Origin of the sequence: Thermomonas fusca DSM 15424 (assembly GCF_000423885.1) — a bacterium.
GTDB classification, from domain to species: domain Bacteria; phylum Pseudomonadota; class Gammaproteobacteria; order Xanthomonadales; family Xanthomonadaceae; genus Thermomonas; species Thermomonas fusca.
In genome coordinates, this window is record NZ_AUIV01000006.1 from 86956 (window position 1) to 110065 (window position 23110).

At 70.3% G+C, this 23110-nt stretch carries 23 protein-coding genes and 1 tRNA gene; 11 read left to right on the forward strand and 13 right to left on the reverse strand.

What is annotated here, in order from left to right:
* The first annotated feature begins 192 nt into the window (after positions 1 to 192).
* From G582_RS0103210 to G582_RS0103235, 6 genes are all read left to right on the forward strand, one after another.
* Positions 193 to 981 carry an ATP-binding cassette domain-containing protein gene (locus G582_RS0103210; RefSeq protein WP_028838602.1) on the forward strand — a complete coding sequence of 263 codons (789 nt, stop codon included), beginning with the start codon at positions 193 to 195 and terminating at the stop codon, positions 979 to 981.
* Entirely contained in the window at positions 981 to 1730 is a 750-nt protein-coding gene (locus G582_RS0103215) for an MlaE family lipid ABC transporter permease subunit (protein ID WP_028838603.1), read from the forward strand. Before G582_RS0103210 ends, G582_RS0103215 begins: the two co-directional genes overlap by 1 nt.
* Before the next feature lie 87 nt (positions 1731 to 1817).
* Positions 1818 to 2339, forward strand: a complete 522-nt coding sequence (gene mlaD, locus G582_RS0103220) for an outer membrane lipid asymmetry maintenance protein MlaD (protein WP_028838604.1) — start codon at positions 1818 to 1820, stop codon at positions 2337 to 2339.
* Positions 2336 to 2980 (forward strand): MlaC/ttg2D family ABC transporter substrate-binding protein, encoded by a 645-nt coding sequence (locus G582_RS0103225; protein WP_028838605.1) that lies wholly within the window; start codon positions 2336 to 2338, stop codon positions 2978 to 2980. Before mlaD ends, G582_RS0103225 begins: the two co-directional genes overlap by 4 nt.
* Positions 2967 to 3269: an STAS domain-containing protein gene (locus tag G582_RS0103230; RefSeq protein ID WP_028838606.1), complete on the forward strand. Its 303-nt coding sequence runs from the start codon at positions 2967 to 2969 to the stop codon at positions 3267 to 3269. The genes G582_RS0103225 and G582_RS0103230 overlap by 14 nt, the downstream gene beginning before the upstream one ends.
* Entirely contained in the window at positions 3266 to 4276 is a 1011-nt protein-coding gene (locus tag G582_RS0103235) for an MlaA family lipoprotein (RefSeq protein ID WP_028838607.1), read from the forward strand. Before G582_RS0103230 ends, G582_RS0103235 begins: the two co-directional genes overlap by 4 nt.
* A 23-nt stretch (positions 4277 to 4299) precedes the next feature.
* Here the strand turns inward: G582_RS0103235 and G582_RS0103240 are convergent, their stop codons facing one another.
* From G582_RS0103240 to G582_RS15270, 4 genes are all read right to left on the reverse strand, one after another.
* Positions 4300 to 5046, reverse strand: a complete 747-nt coding sequence (locus tag G582_RS0103240; RefSeq protein WP_028838608.1) for a LytR/AlgR family response regulator transcription factor — start codon at positions 5044 to 5046, stop codon at positions 4300 to 4302.
* Positions 5047 to 5115: 69 nt separating this feature from the next.
* On the reverse strand, positions 5116 to 5787 hold the full coding sequence (locus G582_RS0103245) for an alpha/beta hydrolase (RefSeq protein WP_028838609.1): 672 nt from the start codon (positions 5785 to 5787) through the stop codon (positions 5116 to 5118).
* A 45-nt stretch (positions 5788 to 5832) separates the two neighbouring features.
* A complete protein-coding gene (locus tag G582_RS0103250; protein WP_028838610.1) occupies positions 5833 to 6618 on the reverse strand; it encodes a hypothetical protein in 786 nt (261 codons plus the stop codon).
* 12 nt (positions 6619 to 6630) lie between these two features.
* Positions 6631 to 8598 (reverse strand): LTA synthase family protein, encoded by a 1968-nt coding sequence (locus tag G582_RS15270; protein WP_083960920.1) that lies wholly within the window; start codon positions 8596 to 8598, stop codon positions 6631 to 6633.
* Between the two features lie 93 nt (positions 8599 to 8691).
* Between G582_RS15270 and G582_RS0103260 the strand changes: the two genes are divergently transcribed.
* Positions 8692 to 9399: a response regulator transcription factor gene (locus G582_RS0103260; protein WP_425472143.1), complete on the forward strand. Its 708-nt coding sequence runs from the start codon at positions 8692 to 8694 to the stop codon at positions 9397 to 9399.
* The gene (locus tag G582_RS0103265) at positions 9396 to 10601 is read left to right on the forward strand and encodes a sensor histidine kinase (protein WP_028838612.1); all 1206 of its coding nucleotides are present in this window, start codon (positions 9396 to 9398) and stop codon (positions 10599 to 10601) included. Before G582_RS0103260 ends, G582_RS0103265 begins: the two co-directional genes overlap by 4 nt.
* 2 nt (positions 10602 to 10603) lie before the next feature.
* On the opposite strand, the gene G582_RS0103270 is transcribed toward G582_RS0103265, so the two are convergent.
* The 3 genes from G582_RS0103270 to dtd form a co-directional block, all read right to left on the reverse strand.
* A tRNA-Ile gene (locus G582_RS0103270) sits at positions 10604 to 10676 on the reverse strand.
* A gap of 78 nt (positions 10677 to 10754) precedes the next feature.
* Entirely contained in the window at positions 10755 to 12614 is a 1860-nt protein-coding gene (rpoD, locus tag G582_RS0103275; protein WP_028838613.1) for an RNA polymerase sigma factor RpoD, read from the reverse strand.
* A gap of 98 nt (positions 12615 to 12712) precedes the next feature.
* Positions 12713 to 13153 (reverse strand): D-aminoacyl-tRNA deacylase, encoded by a 441-nt coding sequence (gene dtd / locus G582_RS0103280; protein ID WP_028838614.1) that lies wholly within the window; start codon positions 13151 to 13153, stop codon positions 12713 to 12715.
* Between the two features lie 31 nt (positions 13154 to 13184).
* Here dtd and G582_RS0103285 point away from each other — a divergent pair, with 31 nt between their 5' ends.
* Together G582_RS0103285 and galE are read left to right on the forward strand one after the other, a co-directional pair.
* Positions 13185 to 14138, forward strand: a complete 954-nt coding sequence (locus G582_RS0103285; protein ID WP_248642661.1) for a lauroyl acyltransferase — start codon at positions 13185 to 13187, stop codon at positions 14136 to 14138.
* Positions 14139 to 14189: 51 nt separating this feature from the next.
* Complete coding sequence (gene galE / locus G582_RS0103290; RefSeq protein WP_028838616.1) at positions 14190 to 15176, forward strand: UDP-glucose 4-epimerase GalE; 987 nt, start codon at positions 14190 to 14192, stop codon at positions 15174 to 15176.
* Positions 15177 to 15198: 22 nt separating this feature from the next.
* Here the strand turns inward: galE and G582_RS0103295 are convergent, their stop codons facing one another.
* The 6 genes from G582_RS0103295 to def are packed head-to-tail and all read right to left on the reverse strand — an operon-like array spanning position 15199 to position 21702.
* Positions 15199 to 16317 carry a glycosyltransferase gene (locus tag G582_RS0103295; RefSeq protein WP_028838617.1) on the reverse strand — a complete coding sequence of 373 codons (1119 nt, stop codon included), beginning with the start codon at positions 16315 to 16317 and terminating at the stop codon, positions 15199 to 15201.
* Between the two features lie 3 nt (positions 16318 to 16320).
* Positions 16321 to 17325 (reverse strand): glycosyltransferase family 2 protein, encoded by a 1005-nt coding sequence (locus G582_RS0103300; protein WP_038052646.1) that lies wholly within the window; start codon positions 17323 to 17325, stop codon positions 16321 to 16323.
* Positions 17312 to 18964 carry an ArnT family glycosyltransferase gene (locus G582_RS15275; protein ID WP_051246573.1) on the reverse strand — a complete coding sequence of 551 codons (1653 nt, stop codon included), beginning with the start codon at positions 18962 to 18964 and terminating at the stop codon, positions 17312 to 17314. Before G582_RS15275 ends, G582_RS0103300 begins: the two co-directional genes overlap by 14 nt.
* Positions 18965 to 18987: 23 nt before the next feature.
* On the reverse strand, positions 18988 to 20274 hold the full coding sequence (rsmB, locus tag G582_RS0103310) for a 16S rRNA (cytosine(967)-C(5))-methyltransferase RsmB (RefSeq protein ID WP_028838619.1): 1287 nt from the start codon (positions 20272 to 20274) through the stop codon (positions 18988 to 18990).
* Positions 20271 to 21188, reverse strand: a complete 918-nt coding sequence (gene fmt / locus G582_RS0103315) for a methionyl-tRNA formyltransferase (protein WP_028838620.1) — start codon at positions 21186 to 21188, stop codon at positions 20271 to 20273. Before fmt ends, rsmB begins: the two co-directional genes overlap by 4 nt.
* A 4-nt stretch (positions 21189 to 21192) precedes the next feature.
* Entirely contained in the window at positions 21193 to 21702 is a 510-nt protein-coding gene (def, locus tag G582_RS0103320; protein WP_028838621.1) for a peptide deformylase, read from the reverse strand.
* Positions 21703 to 21920: 218 nt separating this feature from the next.
* Here def and G582_RS0103325 point away from each other — a divergent pair, with 218 nt between their 5' ends.
* The gene (locus tag G582_RS0103325; RefSeq protein ID WP_038052694.1) at positions 21921 to 23054 is read left to right on the forward strand and encodes a LysM peptidoglycan-binding domain-containing protein; all 1134 of its coding nucleotides are present in this window, start codon (positions 21921 to 21923) and stop codon (positions 23052 to 23054) included.
* Positions 23055 to 23110 lie beyond the last annotated feature (56 nt).

Sequence of the window (23110 nt, forward strand, 5' to 3'; positions counted from 1 at the left end):
AACTGCGCCTTGCGGGACGCAGCATTCCAGCTCGGCATCCGGATGGCGGTACACCGCGGGGTCGGGATGCGCGATAATTCCTGTACCCGTTGGTTCAATCGCTTCAGCCCGGTTCAGCCAGATCGCGGCAACCTGTGCGGCCTCGCGCCCGCGCGCGGCCGCTCTGCATCCCCCTTCCGGTCCCCCATTGTCATGTCTGACCCGTCCGCCACTGCCGTGCGCCTGTCGTCCGTCCGCCTGGATCGCGGCGGACGGACCATCCTGCACGGGCTGGACCTGGCGATTCCGCAGGGCAACATGACCGCGGTGCTGGGGCCGTCCGGCACCGGCAAGTCGACCCTGCTGGCTGCGATTACCGGCGAACTGGTGCCGACGGCCGGCCGGGTTGAAGTCTTCGGCAAGGAAGTGCCGCGCCGTCCGCGTGCGCTGCTGGAAATGCGCAAGGGCCTGGGCGTGCTGCTGCAGGGCAACGGGCTGCTCACCGACCTCAGCGTGGCCGAAAACGTGGCGCTGCCGCTGCGCGCCCACGCCCGCCTGCCGGAGCCGGTACTGCGCCGGCTGGTGGAGATGAAGCTGGATGCGGTGGGCCTGCGCGCCGCCGCCAACCTGTTCCCACGCGAGCTGTCCGGCGGCATGGCCCGCCGCGCCGCGCTGGCCCGCGCGCTGGCGCTGGACCCGCCGCTGCTGCTCTGCGACGAACCGCTGACCGGGCTGGACCCGATCGCCAGCGGGGTGATCATGAGCCTGCTGCGCCGGCTCAACCAGACCCTGGGCCTGACCTGCATCGTGGTCAGCCACCACGTGCGCGAAACGCTGCCGGTTTGCGACCAGGCGGTGGTCATCGCCAATGGCACCGTCATGTTCGACGGCGCCCCCGAGGCGCTGCAGACCAGCACCGATCCGCTGCTGCGGCAGTTCCTCGACGGTACCCCCGACGGCCCGATCGCGTTCGAAAGCGCGCCCCGGCAGGAGGCCGCCTGATGCCCGTGGTCGCATCCATGCGTTCGCTTGGCCGCGCCGGGCTGTTCTCGCTGTCGGTGCTGCGCGCCTCGCGCCCGAGCGCCGATTTCCTGGCCGAACTGGTCAAGGAGATCTACAAGGTTGGCGCGCGCTCGCTGCCGATCATCGCGGTGGGCGGCGCCTTCGTCGGCCTGGTGCTGACCCTGCAGGGCTACCGCACGCTGCAGACCTTCGGCGCCTCGGACGCGCTTTCCACGTTGCTGGGGCTGTCGCTGTACCGCGAGCTGGGCCCGGTGCTGACCGCGCTGCTGTTCATCGGCCGCGCCGGCAGCTCGATCTCGGCCGAGCTGGGCCTGATGCGCGCCACCGACCAGATCAAGGCGCTGGAGCTGATGGCGATCGACCCGCTGGCCAAGGCGGTGGCGCCGCGCTTCTGGGCGGCGGTGCTGTGCGTGCCGCTGCTGACCGGCTTTTTCTGCTCGCTGGCGATTGCCGCCAGCTGGTTCGAGGCGGTGCGCATCCTCGGCCTCGACAACGGCACCTTCTGGTCGGCGCTGCAGAACAGCGTGGATGCGTGGGACGACTTCGGCGTGGCGCTGCTGAAGTCGGCCGTGTTCGGCGGCACCGCGGCACTGGTGGCCTCGCATTCGGGCTTCCACGCCGAACCCACCATCGAGGGCACCTCGGTGGCCACCACCCGCGCGGTGGTCAACGCCTCGCTGCTGGTGCTGATGCTGAATTTCGTGATGTCCGCGCTGCTGTTCCAGTAAGTCACCCATGCGCCCGCGCGTCGTGCGCGGGATCCATCGAAACACCGGGCGTCGGTGATGCCCGCAAGTTTGGACAGAGGTAATTCAATGGCAATCCGTGGCCCCAGGCTCGAATTCGCGGTCGGCGCCTTCCTCCTGCTGGCGCTGGCCTCGCTGCTGGTGCTGGCGTTCGCCTCGACCAACCGCCAGTTCGGCGGCGGCGGCGACACCTATCCGCTGACCGCGCGCTTCTCCACCCTCGGCCAGCTGCGCCTGCAGGCGCCGGTGCGGATTGGCGGCGTGTCGGTGGGGCGGGTGGCGAAGATCGACCTCGACCCCAAGCGTTTCGACGCGGTGGTGACCTTGGACATCCAGCAGCGCTACCAGCTGCCCGCCGATACCTCCGCCGGCATTTTCACCAGCGGCCTGCTGGGCGAGAGCTACGTCGGCCTGCAGCCGGGCGGTGACCCGGAGAACCTCAAGTCCGGCGAGGAAATCGCCTATACGCAGCCGGCAGTGGATCTGATCCAGATGGTTGGCAAGTACATGTTCGGCGGCGGCAGCGCGGCCGCGCCGGCCGCTGCCAACGACAGCGCAACTCCCCCGTCCCCCACGGAAACCACCCCATGAAGTCCCTGATCCTGTCCCTGTCGCTCGCCGTCGCGGCGCCCCTGCTGGCGGTCACGCCGCTGGCCGCCCACGCCCAGCAGGCCGCTGTTACCCCCGGCCAGCAGGTGGTCGCCAACGGCGGCCGCATCCTCGCCACCCTGCAGCAGCGCCGCGCCGAGTTCCGCAAGAACCCGGCCACCCTGCGCAGCTTCATCGACAGCGAACTGCGCGGCAGCTTCGACAGCATGTATGCCGCCCGGCTGGTGCTGGGCGCGCACGGCCGCGGTGCCAGCGAGGCCGACATCAAGCTGTTCGCCGACGCCATGGTGGACAACCTGATGCAGCGCTACGGCGCCGCCCTGCTCGACTTCGAAGGCAAGCCGCGGCTGCGCCTGAAGGGCGAGACCGCACTGCCCGGCGGGCGCGGCATGAAGGTGTCCACCGAGCTGCTGCGCGACAACGGCGCGCCGGTGCCGGTGGACTACCTGGTCCGCAACAACGGCGGCTGGAAGATCTTCGACGTGATGATCGAAGGTGTGTCCTACGTGCAGACCTTCCGCGGCCAGTTCGACAGCCCGCTTCGGCAGAAGGGCATTGCCCAGGTCGCCGCCGACCTGCGCAACGGCAGCCTCAAGGCCGCCTCCGGCAATGGCAGCCACTGAGCCCAGCGTGGAGCGCGCGGGCACGTTGCTGCGCCTGCGCGGCCGGCTCGACCGCGCCAGCGTGGCCGGCCTGTGGCCGCGTGCGCTGGCCGCGCTGGACGGCGCCCAGGCGCTGGACCTGCACGCGGTCGAAGCGCTCGACAGCGCCGGGTTGGCGCTGCTGGCCGAACTGGCCGACCGCCTGCCGCAGGCAACCCGCCGCATCGAAGGCGAGCCGCCCGGGCTGGCCGGCCTGTGCGCCGCCTACCGTATGAACGCGGACCTGATCCGCGCGCAAGGAACCGTATGAACCGCCTGTTTGCCGGCGCCGGCCTAGTCCTGTTGCTGGCCACCGCCGGCTGCGCCACCGGGCCGGCGCCGCGCGCCGCGTCCGACGTGCCGGCCGACACGGTGGTCGAGGCAGCGGTCGCGGGAGCGCCGGCCGCCGACACCGCGTCGCCGGCGCCGGTCGAACCCGCGACCGCCACCGAACCGGCCGCGCCGGCGCTGGCGGATGCCACGGCCACGACTGCCACCCTCGAGCCGCCTGCGGACAGCGTCGGCGACGACGACTTCGCGGCCATCTACGGCGACGCGGCCACCGTCGGCGACGACGGCGGCGACCGTTTCGCCGCGCTGGACCCGTGGGAGCCGATGAACCGCCGCGTGCACGCGTTCAACGCCGCCATCGACCAGGGTTTCATGCGCCCGCTGGCGCGCGGCTACGTGAAGGTTGTGCCGCTGCCGGTGCGCGCCGGGGTCAGCAATTTTTTCGACAACATCGGCGCGCCGCTGGCGTTCGGCAACCTGCTGCTACAGGGGCGTCCGCGTGAATCGGTGGAGACGCTGGGCCGCTTCCTGGTCAATACCATCGTCGGCATCGGCGGGATCTTCGATCCGGCGACCAAGGCACTGAAGATGCACCGCCACGGTGCCGATTTCGGCCGCACGCTGGCACGCTGGGGTTGGCGAGAATCGCGTTACCTGGAGCTGCCCTTCCTCGGTCCGCGCACCGTGCGCGATGCCGTGGGCGCAGTGGGCGATTCCTCGATGGCGCCGATGACCTACGTCGAGCACGATCGCACCCGGGTGTCGCTGGAAGCGCTGTGGCTGATCGACGTGCGCTCCGGCCTGCTGTCGCTGGACGAACTGCGCGAAGCCGCCCCCGACGAATACGTGCTGACCCGCGATGCCTGGCTGGCGCGCCGCCGCTACCTGGTGGAGGCCGACCGCAGCCAGCGTGACGAAGGCAACGAAGCGCTGCCGGCCTATCTGATGGAGGCCGAGCCGACGCCGGCGCCCACGTCCAAGCCGTAACCGCGAATTGGCGCGGCGCGTCGCTACAGGTGTCGCAGCGCGTCGCGCAACTGGGTCAGGCAGCGCCGGCTGACCTCCAGCGGTGTCGCCACGTGGCGCAGCACGGCATGCACCTGGCCATCGGGCGCGCGCTGCAATTCGACGATCTCGTCGCGCGCCACCAGGCAGTTGCGGTGGATGCGGATGAAGCGGCTGGCGAATTCGGCTTCCAGCGACTTCAACGATTCCTCGATCAGGTCCTCGCCGCGGGCGTGGTGCACCACCACGTATTTCTCGTCGGCCTGCAGGTAGCGGATGTCCTCGACCGGGATCAGCCGCAGGCTGCCACGCAGGCGCGCGCACAGGTGGCTGCGCGGCTGGCCCGGCAGGGGGGCGTCCTGCTGGCGGGCACGGCCGGCGAGGAAGGTGCGCACCTTGTCCAGTGCCCCGGCCAGGCGTTCGCCGCGCACCGGCTTGACCAAGTAGTCCAGCGCCTGCGCTTCGAACGCGGACAACGCATGCGCGTCGAACGCGGTGCAGAACACGATGGCCGGCCGGGGCTGCAGCGCACCCAGCCGGCGCGCGGTCTCCAACCCGTCGATACCGGGCATGGCGATGTCCAGCAACACCAGCTCCGGGGCTTCGGCGGCACAGGCCGCCAGCGCCGTCTCGCCGTCGCCGGCCTCGCCGATCACCTGCACGCCCGGTTGGGCCTCCAGCAGCGCGCGCAGCCGCGCCCGTGCCAGCGGCTCGTCGTCGACGATCAGCACGCGCAACGCGGTTGCGGTCATGGCGTGTCTCTCCCCGGCAGCGCCCGGCCCTGGCGGCGATGGTAGCCGCGGCAAGCGGCGCGCGTCACCTCAGCCGGCGGCCAGGCGCGCGCCCATCCAGTCGGCCAGGTCGGCGATCTCCTCGGCGCAGACCTGGTGCTGCATCGGATAGCGCTGCCACTGCGGGTCGAAGCCGAAGCCGCGCAGCGCCTGCATTCCCGCTTCGCCGGCCGCCACCGGCACCACCGGATCCAAGCTGCCGTGGGCCATGAACAGCGGCTGCGTCGCGGCCTGCGGCTGCAGCCGCTGCTGCGCCAGCGCCAGCGGCATCGGCAGGTAGGTGGACAGGGCGATCAGCCCGGCCAGTGGCTGCGCACGCGCCAATCCCGCTGCCAGGGTGATCGCGCCCCCTTGCGAGAAGCCGGCCAGCAGCAGCCGCTGCGGCGGGATGCCGCGCGCGGCCTCGCGCGCGATCAGCGCGTCCACCTGCGCCACCGATTCGTCCACGCCTTCCAGGTCGGCGCGGTTGGCCAGGTCGAAGTCGCGGATGTCGTACCACGCACGCATCCGCGCACCGCCGTTGATGGTGACCGCGCGCACCGGCGCATGCGGGAACACGAAGCGCAGCGCCGGCCAGTCCCGCCGCACCAGCTCCGGCACGATCGGCGCGAAGTCGTTGCCGTCCGCGCCGAGGCCGTGCAGCCACAGCACGCCCCACTGCGGGTTGGGGCCGGTTTCGTGTTCGACGGTGTCCAGCAGCATGCGCGGCTCCAGCGTAAGGTCGGCGCGCATTATGCCGGGGGTTGCTCAGTCGCCGGTCGCGGCCAGCAGCGACGCGGTGTCCAGCGGGCGCAGGCCGGGCGTGCGCGCCAGCGCCGCGCGCAGCCAGTAGCCGTGTTCGGCGCCGACCAGCACCACGATGCGCTTGCCCGGGTGCTCCCGCGCGGCGCGGATAATGGTGGCCAGGAACTCGCCGTTCCACGCCTCCCAGCCGGCCCGCTCGTCCTCGCCGACCAGCGCAGCCTGCAGGGCGTGCTTGGCCTGCATCTGCGCGTCGGTGACGGCGTCGTTCACCCGTGCGGGCGAGCTCCAGTACAGGCGCAGGGTGTCGTACAGCGCGCTGGCCTGCGCCTGGAACGCCTGCGACGCGGCGGGCTGTTGCTCGGCGAACGTGCGGCTGGCGGCAAGGTAGGGCTGCAGGATCTCCGCGTCGCGCGGCGCTGCCGGTTCCATCGGGTACACCCGGTAACCGCGGGCATCGATCAGCGGATACACCACCGCCGGGTATTCGACCTTGTTGGCCTCCGGTCCGCGCGCGGTGTAGCGGGACGGGCTTACCTCGATGCACAGCACGTCCGGCGCCAGCCGCTCGATGCTGCGCTTCAGCGCCGCGTCGTCGTAGGCGGGCACCTGTGCGTGCAGCTGGTGCAGGGTGACCAGCACCGCGACCTCGGCGGGCGCAGGTTCGCCAGCATGGGCCAGCGGCAGGCAGCAGGACAGCAACAGGGCGAACAGAATGCGCATCGAGAAGACCTCGGCGGGATACGCGCAGGATGCGACGGGCGACTGGGCGTCGCCAGCGCCGGAAGTCATCGCGCCATGGCGTCAGCGCGAGCCCGCGCCTGTCGCCGCAGCCGCGCGCGCTTCGCGCTCCAGCGCGGCCTGCGTCATCGAGCCGTCGGCGAACGCGGTGGTCGCGGTCTGGTAGGCGCTGATTGCCTGCAGGGTCAGTGCCGGATCCTCCGCCAGTTCGGGCTGCGCCACGTCGCGGGCGTAGGCCGGGCGCAACGTGTCCACCTTGCGATGCGGAGAGAGCTGCACCAGCTTGTCGTCGCGCAGGTAGCCCAGCAGCTGGTAGGTGCCGATGAAGGCGCGCGCGCGACCGGAGGGTTGCTGAAACACGTCCACGCCGTAGAAGCGGCTGTCGTAGTCCATGCCCAGCATCCCCAGCACGGTCGGCGCGATGTCGATCTGGCTGACCCGGCGCTCCACGCGGCCCGGCGCGACCTGCCCGCCGGGCGCGTAGATCCACAGCGGGATGCGGTAGCGGAACGCCGGCAGTGCGGCGATGCCGGCGCTGGAGGCGCAGTGGTCGGCGGTGATCACGAACAGGGTGTTGCGGTACCAGGGCTTGCTGCTGGCGCGGCGCAGGAAATCACCGATCGCCCAGTCGGTGTAGGCCACGGCGCTCTCGCGCTTGCCCTGCGGCCACGGCCCGCGACCGGCCGGGAAGGTGTAGGGGCGGTGGTTGGAGGTGGTCATCAGGTGGGCGAAGAACGGCTTGCCGGCTTTGAAATCGGTATCGAAATGCTTCATCGCCATGCTGTAGAGGTCTTCGTCGGCCACGCCCCAGACGTTCTCGTGGTGGATCTCCTGGTCGGGGATGTCGGTGCGGTCGTGGACGTCGTAGCCGTTGTGGCTGAAGAAGCGGTTCATGTCGTCAAACGCGCCGTAACCGCCGTACAGGAACATGGCGTGGTAGTCCTTGCCGCGGAACACTTCGCCCAGCGTGGCCAGGCCCTCGTTGTGCTCGCGGCGGACGATGGATTCGCCGGGCGTGGGCGGTACCGACAGCGACAGCGCTTCCAGTCCGCGCACGGTGCGTGTGCCGGTGGCCCACAGGTCGGCGAACAGCAGGCTGTCCCTGGTCAGCGCGTCCAGTCGGGGGGTCAGCGAGTCCTTGCGGCCGTAGGTGCCGGAGAAGTCGGCGGACAGGCTTTCCACGCTGATCAGCACCACGTTCATGCGCTGCTCCGGCGCGGCGTTGTGGATGTGGCGGGCAATGCCGGCGGGGCCGAAGAAGGTGGCGTCCGGTGTCGCTACCTGCGCGCGCACCTGCGCCCAGGCCTCGTCGATCGGCACGGTGCGGTAATAGCGCGCGTAGTCGAGCGAAGCGCTGCGGTAGGCGGAGAAGAACTGGTAGATGCCGTTGCCGGCCAGCTCGTTGACGTAGGCGTTGTCGCTGCGGTCCTTCATCTCGCCGCTGACCAGCCAGGTGCCCAATGCGCTGGCCGCCAGCCAGCACGCCACCACCACGGTGCGCGCGGCGAAGCCGGCCTCGTCGCGCCGTACGCGCCGCCAGCGGCGGGTGGCGAAGAAGCCGCCCAGCGCCAGCGCCGCGACCGCGGACAGGATCAGCCCCACCGGGTAGGACTGGCGGATATTGCCGATCACCTCGGTGGTGTAGACGAGGTAGTCCACCGCGATGAAGTTGAAGCGCGCCTGGAATTCGTCCCAGAACGTCCATTCGGCCACCGCCACGAACAGCAGCACGAACAGCAGCAGCAGGCACAGTCCGCCGACCGCCAGCCGCCCGCGCCGGCGCAGCAGCCAGCCGGCGGGCAGCAGCCAAAGCAGCAGCACCAGCGGCCAGGCGAAGTACAGCGCCGCCAGCAGGTCGTAGCCCAGGCCGACGCCGAACGCGTACAGCCACGGGCCGGGCGCCGCCGGCACGCCGCTGCCGGTGGCCACCAGCAGCGCCAGCCGGGTCAACGCGGAGATGACGAGGAAGCAGGCCACCAGCCAGCGCAGCGGGCGGAAACGGTCGAAGCGGGCAGCGGGGACTTGGGTCATCCGTGCAGCCTGTGGCGGCTCGGGTAAGCGCGTCTCAGCCGAATCTCAGCCGCCGGTTAACACTCTGCCGAGCAGCGGTGGCAGGCTATCGCCATGCCCAATCCCGCCCCGCCCGGCGTGCCTGCCGCTGGCCTGCGCGTCCTGCTGATCGAAGACCAGCACGACATCGCCGCCAACATCTGGGACTTCCTCGAACGGCGCGGCCATGAGATGGACCACTGCGCCGATGGCGTGTCGGGTCTGGCGCGGGCGCTGCGCGGCGACTTCGACGCCATCGTGCTGGACGTCGGCCTGCCGCGCATGGACGGGTTGGAGCTGTGCCGCCGCCTGCGCGAGGCTGGACACGGCGTGCCGGTGCTGATGCTGACCGCGCGCGACACCCTGGACGACAAGCTGCGAGGTTTCGCCGAAGGCGCGGACGACTATCTGGTCAAGCCGTTCGCGATGGCGGAACTGGAGGCGCGCATCCGCGCGCTGCAGCGGCGCGGCCGGCCGGCCGCGGGCGAAGTTGCGTACGCTGCACTGGCCTACGACCCACGCACCCTGACTGCACGCCGCGACGGCCGCGACATCGCCCTGACCCGCCTGCAGGGCGCGCTGCTGGACGCGCTGTTGCGCGAGGCGCCGCGGATCGTGCCGCACGCGCGCCTGATCGAAAGCGCATGGGGCGCGGGCGGCGCCGACACGGCCGCGCTGCAGACGCAGGTGTACGAGCTGCGCGCGCTGATCGACCGGCCGTTCGCGCAGCCGCTGCTGCAGTCGGTGCGCGGCGTCGGCTATCGCATCGTGGCGCCGGCATGAGCGCAGCGCTTCCGCGCCGGCCGCTGTCGCTGCGGCAGCGCTTCACCTTGCTGGCGACCCTGCTGGGGTTGCTGCTTGGCGCCCTGGCCGCGGTCACCCTGCTGGCGGTCGCCGAGCGCTACGAATACGTGGTGGCCAACGAAATCCTGCAGGGACAGGCGGAGGATTACGGCCTGCGCCTGGCCAACCATATGCCGGCGCAGCTGCCGCGCACCCAGCGCCTGCGCGGCTACCGCCTCGACGATCCCACTCTGCCGCGCAACTACGCCGGCTTTCCGCCCGGCGTGCGCGAAGACCCGGGCAGCGAGGCCGTCCACGTCGGCGTGTTCGATACCGCGGCGGGGCGGCTGGTGTTCGTCATCGACCTGGGCGACATCGAGGCGACGGAGCGCCTCCTGCACCTGCTGGTGGCGGCCATGCTGCTTTCCGCCACGATGCTGGCGGGCTGGTTGGGTTGGTGGTTGTCGGGAGTTGCACTCAAACCCGTGCGCGCGCTGGCAGAAGGGGTGGACGCACTGCCGGTGCAGCCGCAGCCCAGCCGGCTTGCCGACGCCGTCAGCGACGACGACCTGGGCCGGCTGGCGCGCGCCATCGACGGCTACCAGACGCGGCTGGTCGATGCCGACGCGCACGAGCAGGCGTTCCTGGCCGATGCCAGCCACGAACTGCGCACCCCGCTGGCGGTGATCCAGGGCGTGGCCGAGGTGCTGCTGGACGATGCCAGCGCAGCGCCCGCGCAGCGCGCCCGCTACGCGCGCCTGGCGCGCGGCGCCGGCGAGATGCAGCGCCTGCTGGAAGCCATGCTCGCCGCCGCGCGGCGGCGCCCGCTGCAGCTCGAAACCACCGCCGCGGCGCAGCTGCTGCGGGATGCCGCCGAGATTGCGCTGGCCGGCAAACCGGGAATCACCGCAAGCATCGATGCCGACGGCGAGCTGCACACCGCCCCGCGCGAAGCCGTGCTGCTGGTCGCCGGGCTGGCGCGAAAACTGGCGCAGCCGCGCACCGACGCGACCCTGCAGCTGGCGCTGGAACCGGGCCGAATCGTCCTGCGCATGACGCCGGAAGACCCCGATGCCGATGCCGCAACGCCGATGCGCGCGGACACCGGCACCGGCTCCGCCCTGCTCGACCGGCTGGCCCAGCGCCTGGGCTGGCAGGTGGCGTTCGACGGAAATGCGCAGGTGTCGATCCGCCTGCGTTGATATGGGCCCACCAGGACTCGAACCTGGAACCAAAGAATTATGAGTTCTCTGCTCTAACCATTGAGCTATAGGCCCGCAATGGCGGAATTGTAGCCGCAGGCAACAAAAAACCCGCCGGTGCGCGGCGGGTTTCCGTGCGGCGCGGTGCTGCAATCACTCCACGTCGAGGAAGCTGCGCAGCGTCTCCGAACGGCTGGGGTGGCGCAGCTTGCGCAGCGCCTTGGCTTCGATCTGGCGGATGCGCTCGCGGGTGACGTCGAACTGCTTGCCGACCTCTTCCAGCGTGTGGTCGGTGTTCATGTCGATGCCGAAACGCATGCGCAGCACCTTGGCTTCGCGCGGGGTCAACCCGGCCAGCACGTTGCGCACGGTTTCGATCAGGTTGATGTCGGTGGTGGCATCGATCGGGGACATCACGTTGGTGTCTTCGATGAAATCGCCGAGGTGCGAATCCTCGTCGTCGCCGATCGGCGTCTCCATCGAGATCGGTTCCTTGGCGATCTTCATGACCTTGCGGATCTTGTCCTCGGGCATGTCCATTTCCTTGGCCAGCTCCTCCGGCGTGGCCTCGCGGCCGTACTGCTGGAGCATCTGGCGGGAAATGCGGTTGAGCTTGTTGATCGTCTCGATCATGTGCACCGGGATGCGGATGGTGCGCGCCTGGTCGGCGATCGAGCGGGTGATGGCCTGGCGGATCCACCACGTCGCGTAGGTCGAGAACTTGAAGCCGCGGCGGTGCTCGAACTTGTCCACCGCCTTCATCAGGCCGATGTTGCCTTCCTGGATCAGGTCGAGGAACTGCAGGCCGCGGTTGGTGTACTTCTTGGCGATGGAGATGACCAGGCGCAGGTTGGCCTCGACCATTTCCTTCTTGGCCTTGCGCGCCTTGGTTTCGCCATAGACCATCGCGCGGTTGATTTCCTTGAGGTCGGCCAGGGTCACCTGCATCGCCTTCTCCAGCGCGATGGTGGCTTCCTGCTCGGCGATGATCTGTTCGCGCACGTCGCGCAGGGCGCTGCCCCACTTCTGCTTGCGCTTGAGCAGTTCGTCGACCCATTCGAGGTTGGTCTGGTTGCCGTCCCAGGCCTTGATGAAGTCCTTGCGCGGCATCTTGGCGACGCGGGTGGACAGGTCGAGGATGCGGCGCTCGTGGTCCTTCACCTGGTTGATCGCTTCGCGCAGCTTCTTCACCAGCGCGTCGGTCAACGGCAGCGGCAGCTTCAGGGAGACGAAGATCGCGGCGATTTCTTCGCGCGCCTTCAGTGCGGCCTTGGCATCGGGGCCGCCCTTGGCGCAGGCCTTCTCGAAGCGGGCGAACGCGGCGCCCATCGCCTCCATGCGGGCGGCGACCTCGGCCGGGTCCGGACCGGTCGGCGCCGGCTCATCGGCCTCGCCGCTGTCCTCGTCCTCTTCCTCGTCCGCCTCGGTGTCGGTGTCGTCATCGGCGGCCACGGGCGCCGGCGCGGGTTCCGGCTCCGGCTCCTCGTCGTTGAAGCCGACCACGATCTCGGCCAGGCGCTTCTTGCCGGCCTTGTGCAGCTCCCAATCCTCCAGCAGCATCTGGGCGGACCAGGGGAAGCTGGCCAGCGCGGCGTTCATCTGCGCCAGGCCTTCTTCGATGCGCTTGGCGATGGCGATTTCGCCCTCGCGGGTCAGCAGGTCCACCGTGCCCATCTCGCGCATGTACATGCGCACCGGGTCGGTGGTGCGGCCGCCCTCGGTATCTACCGAACTCAGCGCCGCGGCGGCTTCCTCGGCCGCGGTTTCGTCGACTTCGCGGCCACCGGCCTGCTGGCCGGCCAGCAGCAGGGTTTCCACATCGGGTGCAACTTCATGCACCTCGATGCCCATGCCGTTGATCATGCCGATGATGTCTTCCAGCTGCTCCGGATCGACCACGTCGTCGGGCAGGTGGTCGTTGACCTCGGCGTAGGTCAGATAGCCTTGCTCCAGACCCTTGGAGATCAGGAGCTTGATATCGGATTGCGGGGCTGTCTGCCGTTCGTTGGCCATTGGGGTGCTACCGTTTCGTGGGGATCTGCGGACGACGCAGAAAGAGAACCAAGCATTATACCGTGCGCGGTGGCGCCGGTCGCCGGAGGGCCGCAGGTTCAGGGGCGAAGGAGGAAGGTGACTGGCCCGTCGTTGACCAGGCTGACCACCATATGGGCACCGAAACGCCCGGTTTCCACCCCCCGCGGGTGCAGTTCCCGGCAGATCGCCACCAGCCGGTCGAACCCGCGTTCAGCTTCCGCAGGCGGGGCCGCGGTGGTGAAGCTGGGACGCATGCCGCTGCGGGTATCCGCGGCCAGGGTGAACTGGCTGACCAGCAGCAATTCACCGCCGATATCCGCCAAAGATCTGTTCATCTTGCCGGCATCGTCGCTGAAAATTCGGTAGCCGAGCAGGCGCTGCGCGAGCCGCCGGAACTGCGCTTCGGTGTCGCCCGGTTCCACCGCCACCAATGCCAGCAGGCCCGCGCCGATCGCCCCGACCACGGCGTCGTCGACGGTCACCTTCGCTTCGGTCACGCGCTGGATCAGGGCAAGCATGGGCGCATTGTAGGGTGGGCACCGCGGTTTCATGGACATCGCGCGCGGCTCCTACAATAGGCCGATGACCGAGCTTGCCGCCGCCCTGCTGTATGCCCTGGCCTGGGCCATCGCGCGCCTGCCGTGGTGGCTGCTGCGGATGCTGGCGGATGCCGTGGCGCGCCTGTGGCTCGCGCTGGATGCGCGTGAGGCGCGGGTCGCGCGGCGCAATCTGGAACTGATCCGCGCCGATCTTGACGCCAACGCGCGGGAAGCACTGCTGGGCGACATCCTCCGTACCACCGCCCGCCAGACCTTCGAGACGCTGCGGCTGTGGACGCGGCCGGCCGCGCGCAATCTGGCCGACATCGCGGAAGTCCGCGGCGAGGCGCTGTTCGACGAAGCCGTACGCAGCGGCGTCGGGCTGATCGTGGCCGCCCCGCACATGGGCAACTGGGAGTTGCTGAACCAGTGGCTGGCCAGCAAGACGCCGCTGGCGATCCTGTACCGGCCGCCGGAATCGGCGGTGGGCGAGGCGTTCCTGCGTCGCGTCCGCGCCAATGCAGGCGGTGACGTGGAGCAAGTCCGCGCCGAGGCGGCCGGCGTGCGCACCCTGCTCAAGCGCCTGCAGAGGGGCGGGGTGGTCGGCATCCTGCCCGACCAGCAGCCCAAGGCCGGCGAAGGGGAATTCGCGCCGTTCTTCGGCAAGCAGGCGCTGACCATGACCCTGCTGGGGCGGCTGGCCAACCGCAGCGGCGCGCGGGTATTGCTGTGCTGGTGCCAGCGGCTGCCGGGCGCGGGCGCGCCGCGCTTCGCCCTGCACGTCGAGGCCGCGCCGGAGGCGATTGGCGATGCCGACCCACAGCGCGCGGTTGCCGCGCTCAATGCCAGCGTGGAAGGCGTGGTTCGCCGCGATTTCGCCCAGTACCAGTGGACCTACAAGCGCTACACGCTGCGCCCGCCCGGCAGTGGCGAGGAAAACCCGTACTGGGATCTGTACCGCTGACCCGGGCCTCGCCGGCGACAATCCGCACCTCGCAAAGGAACCCGCATCGACATGCCCGACACCATCCTCGTCGTCGGCGGCGCCGGTTACATCGGTTCGCACATGGTCAAGCGGCTGCGCCGCGCCGGCTTCCACGCGGTGGTCGCCGACGATCTGTCCTCCGGCCATCGCGAGGCATTGCTGGGCGCGCGGCTGCACGTCGGCGACATTGGCGATGGCGGCTTCGTCGATGCGGTGCTGGGCGAGGTCCGGCCGGCGGCGGTGATGCACTTCGCCAGCTTCATCCAGGTCGGCGAGTCGGTCGCCGATCCGGCCAGGTACTACCGCAACAACGTGACCGCCACCCAGGCCCTGCTGGACGGCATGCGCGCGCACGGCATCGAAAAGTTCATCTTCTCATCCACCGCCGCGATCTTCGGCGACCCGCAGTACGTGCCGATCGACGAGGCGCACCCGAAGGCGCCGATCAATCCCTACGGCCGCAGCAAGTGGTTCGTGGAGCAGATGCTGGAGGACTTTGATCGCGCCTACGGGCTGAAGTCGGTCTGCCTGCGCTACTTCAACGCCGCCGGGGCCGATGCCGAAGGCGAGCTGGGCGAATGCCACGAGCCTGAGACGCACCTGATTCCGCTGATCCTGCAGGTCGCGTCCGGGCGCCGCCCGCACATCACCGTCCATGGCGAGGACTACGCCACCGCCGATGGCACCTGCATCCGCGATTACATCCACGTCGAAGATCTGGCCGACGCCCATCTGCTGGCGCTGCGGCAGCTGCTCGCCGGCGGCGACAGCGCGCGCTACAACCTCGGCAACGGCAATGGTTATTCGGTGCGCGAGGTGATCGAAGCGGTGCGCCGCGTCACCGGCCATCCGATCCCGGTGGTGACGGGCGCGCGCCGCGACGGCGACCCGCCGTCGCTGGTGGCGAACGCCCGCGCCGCGCGCGCAGCGCTGGGTTGGCAGCCGCGCTACCCGGCGCTGGATGCGATCGTGGAGCATGCCTGGGCGTGGGAGCAGCGGCGCGCGCGGGGCCTGTAGGAAAGCCTTCCGCCGCCACGGCTCAGGCGGTGCGATTCGCTGCAGCCGCCAGTGCCAGGAACAGATCCTCGTAGCGCCGGTTCATCAGTTCGCGGTCGTGCCGTTCCAGCGCCGCGCGCCGCGCCCTCGCCGCCATCCGCGCGGCATCGTCCGGATGCCGCAGCAGCCGTTCCAGCGCGTCCGCCAGCGCCTGCGGGTCGCCTTCCGCCACCAGCAGGCCATCTTCGCCGTCAGTCAGGACCTCGCGCACGCCGGGCACCGCGCTGCCCACCACCGCGCAGCCTGCAGCCATGCCTTCCAGCAGCGCCAAGGGCATGCCTTCGTAATGGGTGCTGAGCACGCAGACCTGGTGCGTCATCAGCCGCTGCGGCACGTCGCGCACCACGCCCGGGAACTGCACCCGGTCGGCGATGCCCAGCTGCGCGGCCAGCGCCTCCAGCGGTTTGCGATGCAGCGCCTTGCCGCCGCCGGGCAGCTGCAGCGGCACGTGCAGGCCGCGTTGGCCCAGCAGCGCCACTGCCCGCAGCAGGGTCGCGTGGTCCTTCTGCTTGGAGAACCGCGCCACCATCACGATGCCGGGCGTGCGTTCCGCGAAGGGCTGCGCGTCGGCTTCAGCGAACGGATCCAGCCGGATGCCGTTGGGAATGGCGATGGTGCGCTCGGGCGGCATGCCCAGCGCCAGCAGCGCCGCGCGCACGCCTTCGGAGCAGCCGACGATGCGGTCGGTGCGCCGCGCCAGCCAGCGCGTCTGCGCCAGCCGCCAGCGGGTGTAGCGTTCGCGGGTGTTGTGCTCGACGTGGACAAGGTGCGGCACCTTCGCCAGCAGCCCGGCATAGCGGCCCCAGAGGTGTTCGGAGAAGCCGTGCGCCACCAGCACGTCCGGGCGGAATTCGCGGCACAGCTTAACCAGCGCGATGATCGTCGCCAGGTGTGACCAGCCCGGCACCAGCCGCAGCGGCACGCCCTGTTCGCGCAGCTCGGCGATACGCGCCGGCGGCGTGCGCCGCTTGCGCCGCAGCACCAGCAGCGGCTCGATGCGCGCGCTGTCGCGGGCGGCATTGACCAGCTGCAGCGCGACCTGCGTCGCCCCGCCGGAGAACCCGCCGGTGACGAAATGGAGGACGCGAACGGGCTTCGACATCGGCTAGCGTCCGAACGCGGCGCGCAGCGCGCGGTGGGTGCGCAGCGCGCGCAGCCACCAGCCGCGACGCAGCCATGCGCGCAGCACTGGTTCGGTGCCGTGCGGGAACAGTCGCGTCCGCGCCTTCGCCAGCGTGGTCTGTGCGGTTGCGCGATCTGCAGCCGGCAGGCGCGCAGTACGCCGCAGCGCCGAGGCCAGATTGCGCAGACGGAAGTCCGCCAGTGCCTGTACCGCAGCAGGATCGCGCGCGACTTCGGCATCCGCCAGCAGCGGCTGCATGCCTTCCAGTGCCATCATCCATTCGTCCAGCCGCGCGTGCGTCAGCGTCGCCATGATGCTGTGAGGATGCTGCCGGTAGCCAAGCCACGGACGGTGCACGTGGACCCAGCGGCGCACCTGTGCCAGCAGCTGGCAGGTACCGGCGATGTCCTCGAAGTGGCGGTCGACCGGGAATGCCACCTGCTGCCAGAGCTCGCGCCGCGCGACCTTCGACCATACGTGCAGTTCCCCGGCCGCAAGCGTGGCCGCCACCAGCCGCGCGCGGCTGTCCGAAGGCGTGTTCGCTGGCGCGTGGCAGGTGCAGCGGGTGCGCGACAGGCCGCGCTCGCGCAGGTACCGGAAATCGCACAGCACCAGGTCCGGGTCGTGCCGATCAAGCACGTCGCGCAGGCCGGCGATCGCGCCGGGCAGCAGCACGTCGTCGGCGTCGACGAACCACAGGTAGCGCGCCGTCGCTTCGGCCAGCAGCCTGTTGCGTGCCGCGGAAATGCCGCCGTTGCGCGGCGCCCGCAGCACCCGCAGCTGGCCGGGATGCACCGCCGCCAGCCGCGCGAGGATGGTGCCGGTGTCGTCGCTGGACGCATCGTCCAGCACCAGCACTTCGATGCCGGGATCGCCCGCCGCCTGCTCCAGCAGCGAGTGCAGGCAGGTTTCGATGTAACGCGTGGCGTTGTGCGCCGGCACCAGCAGGCCCAGCCAGGGCGCTGCAGCTGATTCAGCGGCAGCCACGGGTGGCCTCTGCATCCAGCAACCACCAGCGGCGCCCGTTGGCCACACCCATGTCGCGCGCGCGCGCTCGGTCGATGCAGGCGGGCAGGCCCTGGCTTTCCTCCACCAGCACCCAGCGTGCTTCGGGATGGCCCTGCTGCCAGCGCACGCCGTCGGCGAACTGCAGGGCGACATCGCGCTTGAAACCGAAGTCCGCGGCCGGGCGGTCGGCCATCAACAGCTGCTGTTCGCGCCAGCCCACCAGCCCCAGTTCGGCGTCAGGCCCGATCGCCGCGCCGACCTCGCGCATCAGCCCGCGCGAGGAGCTGCCGTCGTTCAGCAGCGGCGCGCCGACCAGCGAGTACAGCAGCCACAACGTGGTCAGCATCGCCACCAGCGCGGCGTGCGCACGGCGCCGCCCGAACCACAGCGCGCTGCCCAGGCCGAAGCCGCCGATGGCCGCGAACATCCACGCCAGTCCGCTGGCAACGTGCGCATCGCGGCCTTCCATGAAACCGCGCTCGAACCCCGGCTCGCCCAGCAGCATTGCAAGGCCCGCGCCCAGCGCGGCCAGCGAGAACGCCAGCACGAAGCCCAGCAGCAGGCGCTGTGCATTCGGGCGTCGCAGGATGCCAGGCAGCAGCGGCGCCAGCGCCAGCGCCAGCATCGGCAGCGCCGGCAGGATGTACATGTCGCGCTTGCCGGACGGGATGCTGAAGAACACGAACACCAGCAGCACCCAGCCCAGCGGGACCAGGAAGCGCGCATCGCGCCGGCGCAGCCGTCGCCGCCACGCCGGGATCGCCCACGGCAGCGCCAGTGCGGTGGGCAGCCAGGCGGTCAGCAACACTTCGATGAAGTACCACCACGGCTGGCCGTGGTGCCAGGAGTTGGCGTAGCGGGTGACGGTCTGGCGCAGCAGGATGTCGTCGACGTAGGCGCGATAGTCGCCACCGCCATGGCCCAGCGCGGCGATCAGCATCGGCACCAGCCACACCCCGCAGGCGCCGATGAAGGCCAGCGGGCCGAGCCAGAAGCGCGCATCGCGCGCATGGATGCGCACCCCGGCCCAGCCGCGCAGCGAGGCGACGGCAGCGGGAATCAGGAGCAGCAGGGCGATGACGCCGACGCCCTTGGTGATCGTACCCAGCCCAGCCGCTGCCCAACCCAGCGCCCACAGCCGCCAGTTCGGACCGTGCAGCACGTGCCGCAGCAGCGCGTAGCAGGACAACGTGATCCAGAACACCACCATTGGGTCGATCTGCGCCTTCTTGGCCTGCCAGGTGAACTGGATGGTCAGCAGCGTGGCCCAGCCCGCGTACAGGCCGACGCGCCGCGTCCACAGGCGCGCCCCCAGGTCGGTCACGCACCACAGCGTGCCCAGTGCGGCCAGCAGCGACGGCAGCAGGAAGGCGATGCGCAGGTTGCCGGTCAGCCACAGCACGCTGGCCTGCATCCACATGAACAGCGGCGGCTTGTCCGAATACAGTTCGCTGCCGCGCATCGGGAACAGCCAGTTACCGCTTTCCACCATCTGCTTCGCCACCAGCGCGAAGCGCGGCTCGTCGGCGGGCCACGGATCGCGCAGGCCCAGCCCGGTGGCCAGGATCAGCAGCGCGAACAGCCAGAACAGCCAGGTTTCTCGGCGGGTTTGGGTCATCGCCGAATGATAGTGGCGAAGGCTCAGGACTTTTGCAGCCGCGCGCAGAAAAAGCCGTCCATGCCGGCTTCGCCGGGCAGGCGCTGGCGACCGAAGCCGCTGTCGTGGCCGAACCCCGCGTCCAGCGGCGCCAGCGTGGCGTCGGCTGTTCGGGCGAGGAAGGCTTCGGCCTGCGCGGCGTTCTCCGCCTGCAGGATCGAGCAGGTGGCATAGACCAGCGCGCCGCCGCGGGCGAGCAGCGGCCACAGCGCGTCGAGCAGCTGCGCCTGGGTGCCGCGCAGGGCGGCAATGTCGGTTTCGCGCCGGTGCAGCAGCACGTCGGGCTGGCGGCGCACGATGCCGGTGGCGCTGCACGGAGCGTCGATCAGGATGGCGTCGAAGGCCGTGCCATCCCACCAGCCGTCGGGCTGCATGGCATCGGCCGTGCGCACGTCGATGCTCTCGAGGCGCAGCCGCGCGAACGTCTCCTGCATCCGCCGCGCGCGCCGTGCATCCACGTCCAGCGCGGTGATGCGCAGGCTGGTATCGCGCTCGGCCAGATGCGCGGCCTTGCCGCCGGGGGCGGCGCAGGCGTCGAGTACGCGCGTCCCTGCGGCGGGCGACAGCGCATCGGCCACGGCCTGCGCCGCGCCGTCCTGCACCGATACCAGCCCGGCGTCGAAGCCGGGCAGTTGCTGCACCGGCAACGCGGATTCCAGCCGTAGCGCGTCGGCCAGCGAAGGCGCCGACGCGGCCTCGATGCCGGCTTCGCGCAGCAAAATCAGATAGTCGTCGCGGCCGATCCAGCGGCGGTTGACGCGCAGCCACATCGGCGCGATTTGCGCGCTGGCCTCGAAGATCGCCTCGGCCTGTTGCGGCCAGTCCGCGCGCACCTGCCGCGCCAGCCACTGCGGCCACGCCTGCGCGGGATCGGCCGGCGGCAAGGATTCGCGGGTCGCGCGGCGCAGCAGCGCGTTGACCATCCCGGCCTGGTGGGCGCGGCCCAGCGCGCGGGCTGCATCCACCGTGGCCGCCAGCACGGCATGCGCCGGCAGGCCCAGGGTCAGCTGCGCAAGGCCGGCCAGCAGCAGCGCGCGCAGGATGCCGTCGCGCTGGCCCAGCGGACGCGGCATCCAGCCGTCCAGCGCGGCGTTGTAGCGCACCCGCTGGCGCAGCGCGGCCAGCACCATCGCTTCCACCAGCGCGCGGTCGCGCGGGTCGTCGAGGCCGGGCAAGGTGGCGCCCAGCGCAGCCTTCAGCGAGCGGCCGCGGTGCAGCACCTCGTCGAGGGTGCGGGCCGCGGCGACCCGGGTGGCGACGCCGTCGCTCACGCGAACACGTCGCGGCGGGCGTTGCGGTAATCCTGTGCGCTGATCGGCTTGCCGCCGTCGCGCTGCAGGGTCTGCAGGCGCAGCACGCCGCTGCCGCAGGCGATGTCGATGCCGTCGCGCCCGGCGCGCAGCACGCTGCCGGGTTCGGCGTCGTGTGCTTCGTCCAGCGCACGCGCGGCATGGATGCGCACGCGCTCCCCGGCCAGCTGCGCTTCCGCCACCGGCCACGGATTGAAGGCGCGCACCTTGTTGGCCAGCACCGTTGCCGATTGCGGCCAGTCGAGTGTCGCTTCCGCCTTGTCCAGCTTGTGCGCGTAAGTCACGCCTTCGGCCGGTTGCGGGTGCGGCGGCAGCTGGATGGTGGCGCGCAGCAGCCCCAGCGCATCGGACAGCACCTTCGCGCCGAGCTCGGCCAGGCGGTCATGCAGCTGGCCGCCGGTTTCCTCGGGGCCAATATCCAGCGCTTGCGCCAGCAGCACCGGGCCGGTGTCCAGGCCTTTCTCCATCTGCATCAGGCAGACCCCGGTGCGGGTGTCGCCGGCCTCGATCGCGCGCTGGATCGGCGCGGCGCCGCGCCAACGCGGCAGTAGCGAGGCGTGCACGTTCCAGCAGCCATATTCGGGAATGTCCAGCACCGACTGCGGCAGGATCAGCCCATAGGCCACCACCACCATCAGGTCGGGCTTGAGTGCGCGCAGCACGGCCTTCGCTTCCGCCGCGCGGAAGTTTTCCGGCTGGTGCACGGGAATGCCGCGCTGCACCGCTTCCAGCTTCACCGGCGAAGGCGTCAACCCGCGGCCGCGGCCGGCGGGCCGGTCCGGCTGGGTATAGACCGCCACCACCTCGGCCTTGCTTGCGGCGGCGCGCAGGCAGGGGACGGCGAATTCCGGCGTGCCGGCAAAGACGACGCGCATGGGCTCAGGCGGCCCGCTTGGCCTTCAGCAGCTTCTTGCGCACCATTTCGCGCTTGAGCGGGCTCAGGTAGTCGACGAACAGCTTGCCCAGCAGGTGGTCCATCTCGTGCTGGATGCACACCGCCAGCACGCCGTCGGCCTGCAGCGAGAACGGCTGGCCGTGGCGGTCCAGCGCCTCCACCGTGATGGTGTCGCTGCGGGTCACGTCGGCATAGATGCCGGGCACCGACAGGCAGCCTTCCTGATAGACCTGTTCGCCGTCGCGGGCGGTGATGACCGGATTGACGAACACCAGTGGCCGGCTGCGATCCTCGGTTACGTCAATCACCATGAACCGTTTGTGCACGTCGACCTGACTGGCTGCCAGACCGATGCCGGGCGCCTCGTACATGGTCTGGAACATGTCGTCGATCAGGGTCTGGAAGGCAGGCGTGGCCACGTCGGCGGCGTCGACGGCCACGGCCTGGGTGCGCAGGCGCGGGTCGGGGAATTCGAGGATCGGGAGCTGGGCCATGGCGAAAATCCGGGAATCGGCAGCCGGGTGGGCTGCGATGGCGGCGATTGTATCGCGCCCGACCTGCACGGCCGCTTGCCAGCAGCCGCGGGTTGTGGGCTATATTGGTCGGGCTTCAGGGGGTTTTCGCCATACGGAGCGGGGAGATAGCGATCATGCTTGAACGGGTTTCCAACCTGGCGCGCACGGGTGCGCCGCGTCCGCGCGGTCTGCGCACCATGCTTGCGGCCGCGCTGTTGACGGTGGCCAGCTATGCCGCGGCGGTCGAGCTGCGCGGCGACCATCCGGACAGCTACGTGGTGAAGCGTGGCGACACCCTCTGGGACATTTCCGCGCGCTTCCTCAAGAAGCCGTGGTTGTGGCCGGAGATCTGGCAGGCCAACCCGCAGATCAAGAATCCGCACCTGATCTATCCGGGCGATGTCATCAGCCTGGCCTACCTCGACCGCGTGGCGGCCAGGGTGCAGGCCGGCGAGCGTACCGCCAGCCCGCTCAACGCGGTGCCGCTGGAAGAGATCGAGCCGTTCCTGCGCGATACCCGCATGGTGTCCAGCATTGATCAGCTGCCCTACGTGGTCGGCCTCGAGGAAAACCGCACGCGCGCCGTCCGCGGCCATGTCGCCTACGTGCGCGGGCTGGAAGGCGTCGCCCCCGGCCAGCGCTACCTGGTGGTGCGGGCCGAGAAGCGCTATCGCATGGTCGAGCGCGCCGGCCTGTGCTGCGACCTGTTCCAGAGCCAGGATCTCGATGCCCGCGGCCGCCCCGGCCCGGATGACGGCACCCTGTGGAGCAATGCGGTGTTCCCGAGCAAGAACACCGAGCTCATGGGCTATGAGCTGGTCACCCAGACCACCGGCACCGTGACCCGCGGTGAAGTCGGCGGCATCCAGGCCAGCACCGTGCTGCTGGACAACGAGGGCCGCGAAGTGCGCGTCGGCGACCGGCTGGTGCCGGTCGAGGCGCAGCCCTACGACCTGCAGTTCTTCCCGCATCCGCCCAGGCAGCAGGCCAAGTACGGCCGCCTGACGGTGATGTCGATCGCCGACCAGCTGACCTCCGGCGGTACCCGCGACGTGATCGCGATTTCCGGCGGCGCCCGCGAGGGCATCGACAACGGCACCGTGTTCTCGCTGTGGCGGCGCGGCGACTCGGTCAGCGACCGGGTCAAGTCCGGGCTGGATCGCGACGACGACGTGACCCTGTTCGAAAACAAGGTGCGCCTGCCCGACGAGTTCGCCGGCCATGCAATGGTGTTCCGCACCTTCGACAATGTCAGCTATGCGCTGGTGATGAGCAGCGTCAAGCCGGTCCGTGTCGGCTACGAGCTGAAGCATCCGGACGCGCCCTACTGATTTTTCGGGGTTTCCCGACGCAAGACCGCAACGGCGCCCGAGGGCGCCGTTGTCGT

Bases quoted from the DNA above. Each gene is read 5' to 3' on its own strand.
- G582_RS0103245 (WP_028838609.1), bottom strand. From the start codon at position 5,787: ATGCTGCTGGACACCGTCGAACACGAAACCGGCCCCAACCCGCAGTGG.
- G582_RS0103295 (WP_028838617.1), bottom strand. From the start codon at position 16,317: ATGTCGAAGCCCGTTCGCGTCCTCCATTTCGTCACCGGCGGGTTCTCC.
- fmt (WP_028838620.1), bottom strand. From the start codon at position 21,188: ATGCGCGTCGTCTTTGCCGGCACGCCGGAATTCGCCGTCCCCTGCCTG.
- galE (WP_028838616.1), top strand. From the start codon at position 14,190: ATGCCCGACACCATCCTCGTCGTCGGCGGCGCCGGTTACATCGGTTCG.
- def (WP_028838621.1), bottom strand. From the start codon at position 21,702: ATGGCCCAGCTCCCGATCCTCGAATTCCCCGACCCGCGCCTGCGCACC.
- dtd (WP_028838614.1), bottom strand. From the start codon at position 13,153: ATGCTTGCCCTGATCCAGCGCGTGACCGAAGCGAAGGTGACCGTCGAC.
- G582_RS0103235 (WP_028838607.1), top strand. From the start codon at position 3,266: ATGAACCGCCTGTTTGCCGGCGCCGGCCTAGTCCTGTTGCTGGCCACC.
- G582_RS0103250 (WP_028838610.1), bottom strand. From the start codon at position 6,618: ATGACTTCCGGCGCTGGCGACGCCCAGTCGCCCGTCGCATCCTGCGCG.
- G582_RS0103210 (WP_028838602.1), top strand. From the start codon at position 193: ATGTCTGACCCGTCCGCCACTGCCGTGCGCCTGTCGTCCGTCCGCCTG.
- G582_RS0103285 (WP_248642661.1), top strand. From the start codon at position 13,185: ATGGACATCGCGCGCGGCTCCTACAATAGGCCGATGACCGAGCTTGCC.
- G582_RS15275 (WP_051246573.1), bottom strand. From the start codon at position 18,964: ATGACCCAAACCCGCCGAGAAACCTGGCTGTTCTGGCTGTTCGCGCTG.
- G582_RS15270 (WP_083960920.1), bottom strand. From the start codon at position 8,598: ATGACCCAAGTCCCCGCTGCCCGCTTCGACCGTTTCCGCCCGCTGCGC.
- G582_RS0103240 (WP_028838608.1), bottom strand. From the start codon at position 5,046: ATGACCGCAACCGCGTTGCGCGTGCTGATCGTCGACGACGAGCCGCTG.
- G582_RS0103260 (WP_425472143.1), top strand. From the start codon at position 8,692: ATGCCCAATCCCGCCCCGCCCGGCGTGCCTGCCGCTGGCCTGCGCGTC.
- G582_RS0103215 (WP_028838603.1), top strand. From the start codon at position 981: ATGCCCGTGGTCGCATCCATGCGTTCGCTTGGCCGCGCCGGGCTGTTC.
- G582_RS0103225 (WP_028838605.1), top strand. From the start codon at position 2,336: ATGAAGTCCCTGATCCTGTCCCTGTCGCTCGCCGTCGCGGCGCCCCTG.
- G582_RS0103265 (WP_028838612.1), top strand. From the start codon at position 9,396: ATGAGCGCAGCGCTTCCGCGCCGGCCGCTGTCGCTGCGGCAGCGCTTC.
- rpoD (WP_028838613.1), bottom strand. From the start codon at position 12,614: ATGGCCAACGAACGGCAGACAGCCCCGCAATCCGATATCAAGCTCCTG.
- G582_RS0103230 (WP_028838606.1), top strand. From the start codon at position 2,967: ATGGCAGCCACTGAGCCCAGCGTGGAGCGCGCGGGCACGTTGCTGCGC.
- G582_RS0103325 (WP_038052694.1), top strand. From the start codon at position 21,921: ATGCTTGCGGCCGCGCTGTTGACGGTGGCCAGCTATGCCGCGGCGGTC.
- mlaD (WP_028838604.1), top strand. From the start codon at position 1,818: ATGGCAATCCGTGGCCCCAGGCTCGAATTCGCGGTCGGCGCCTTCCTC.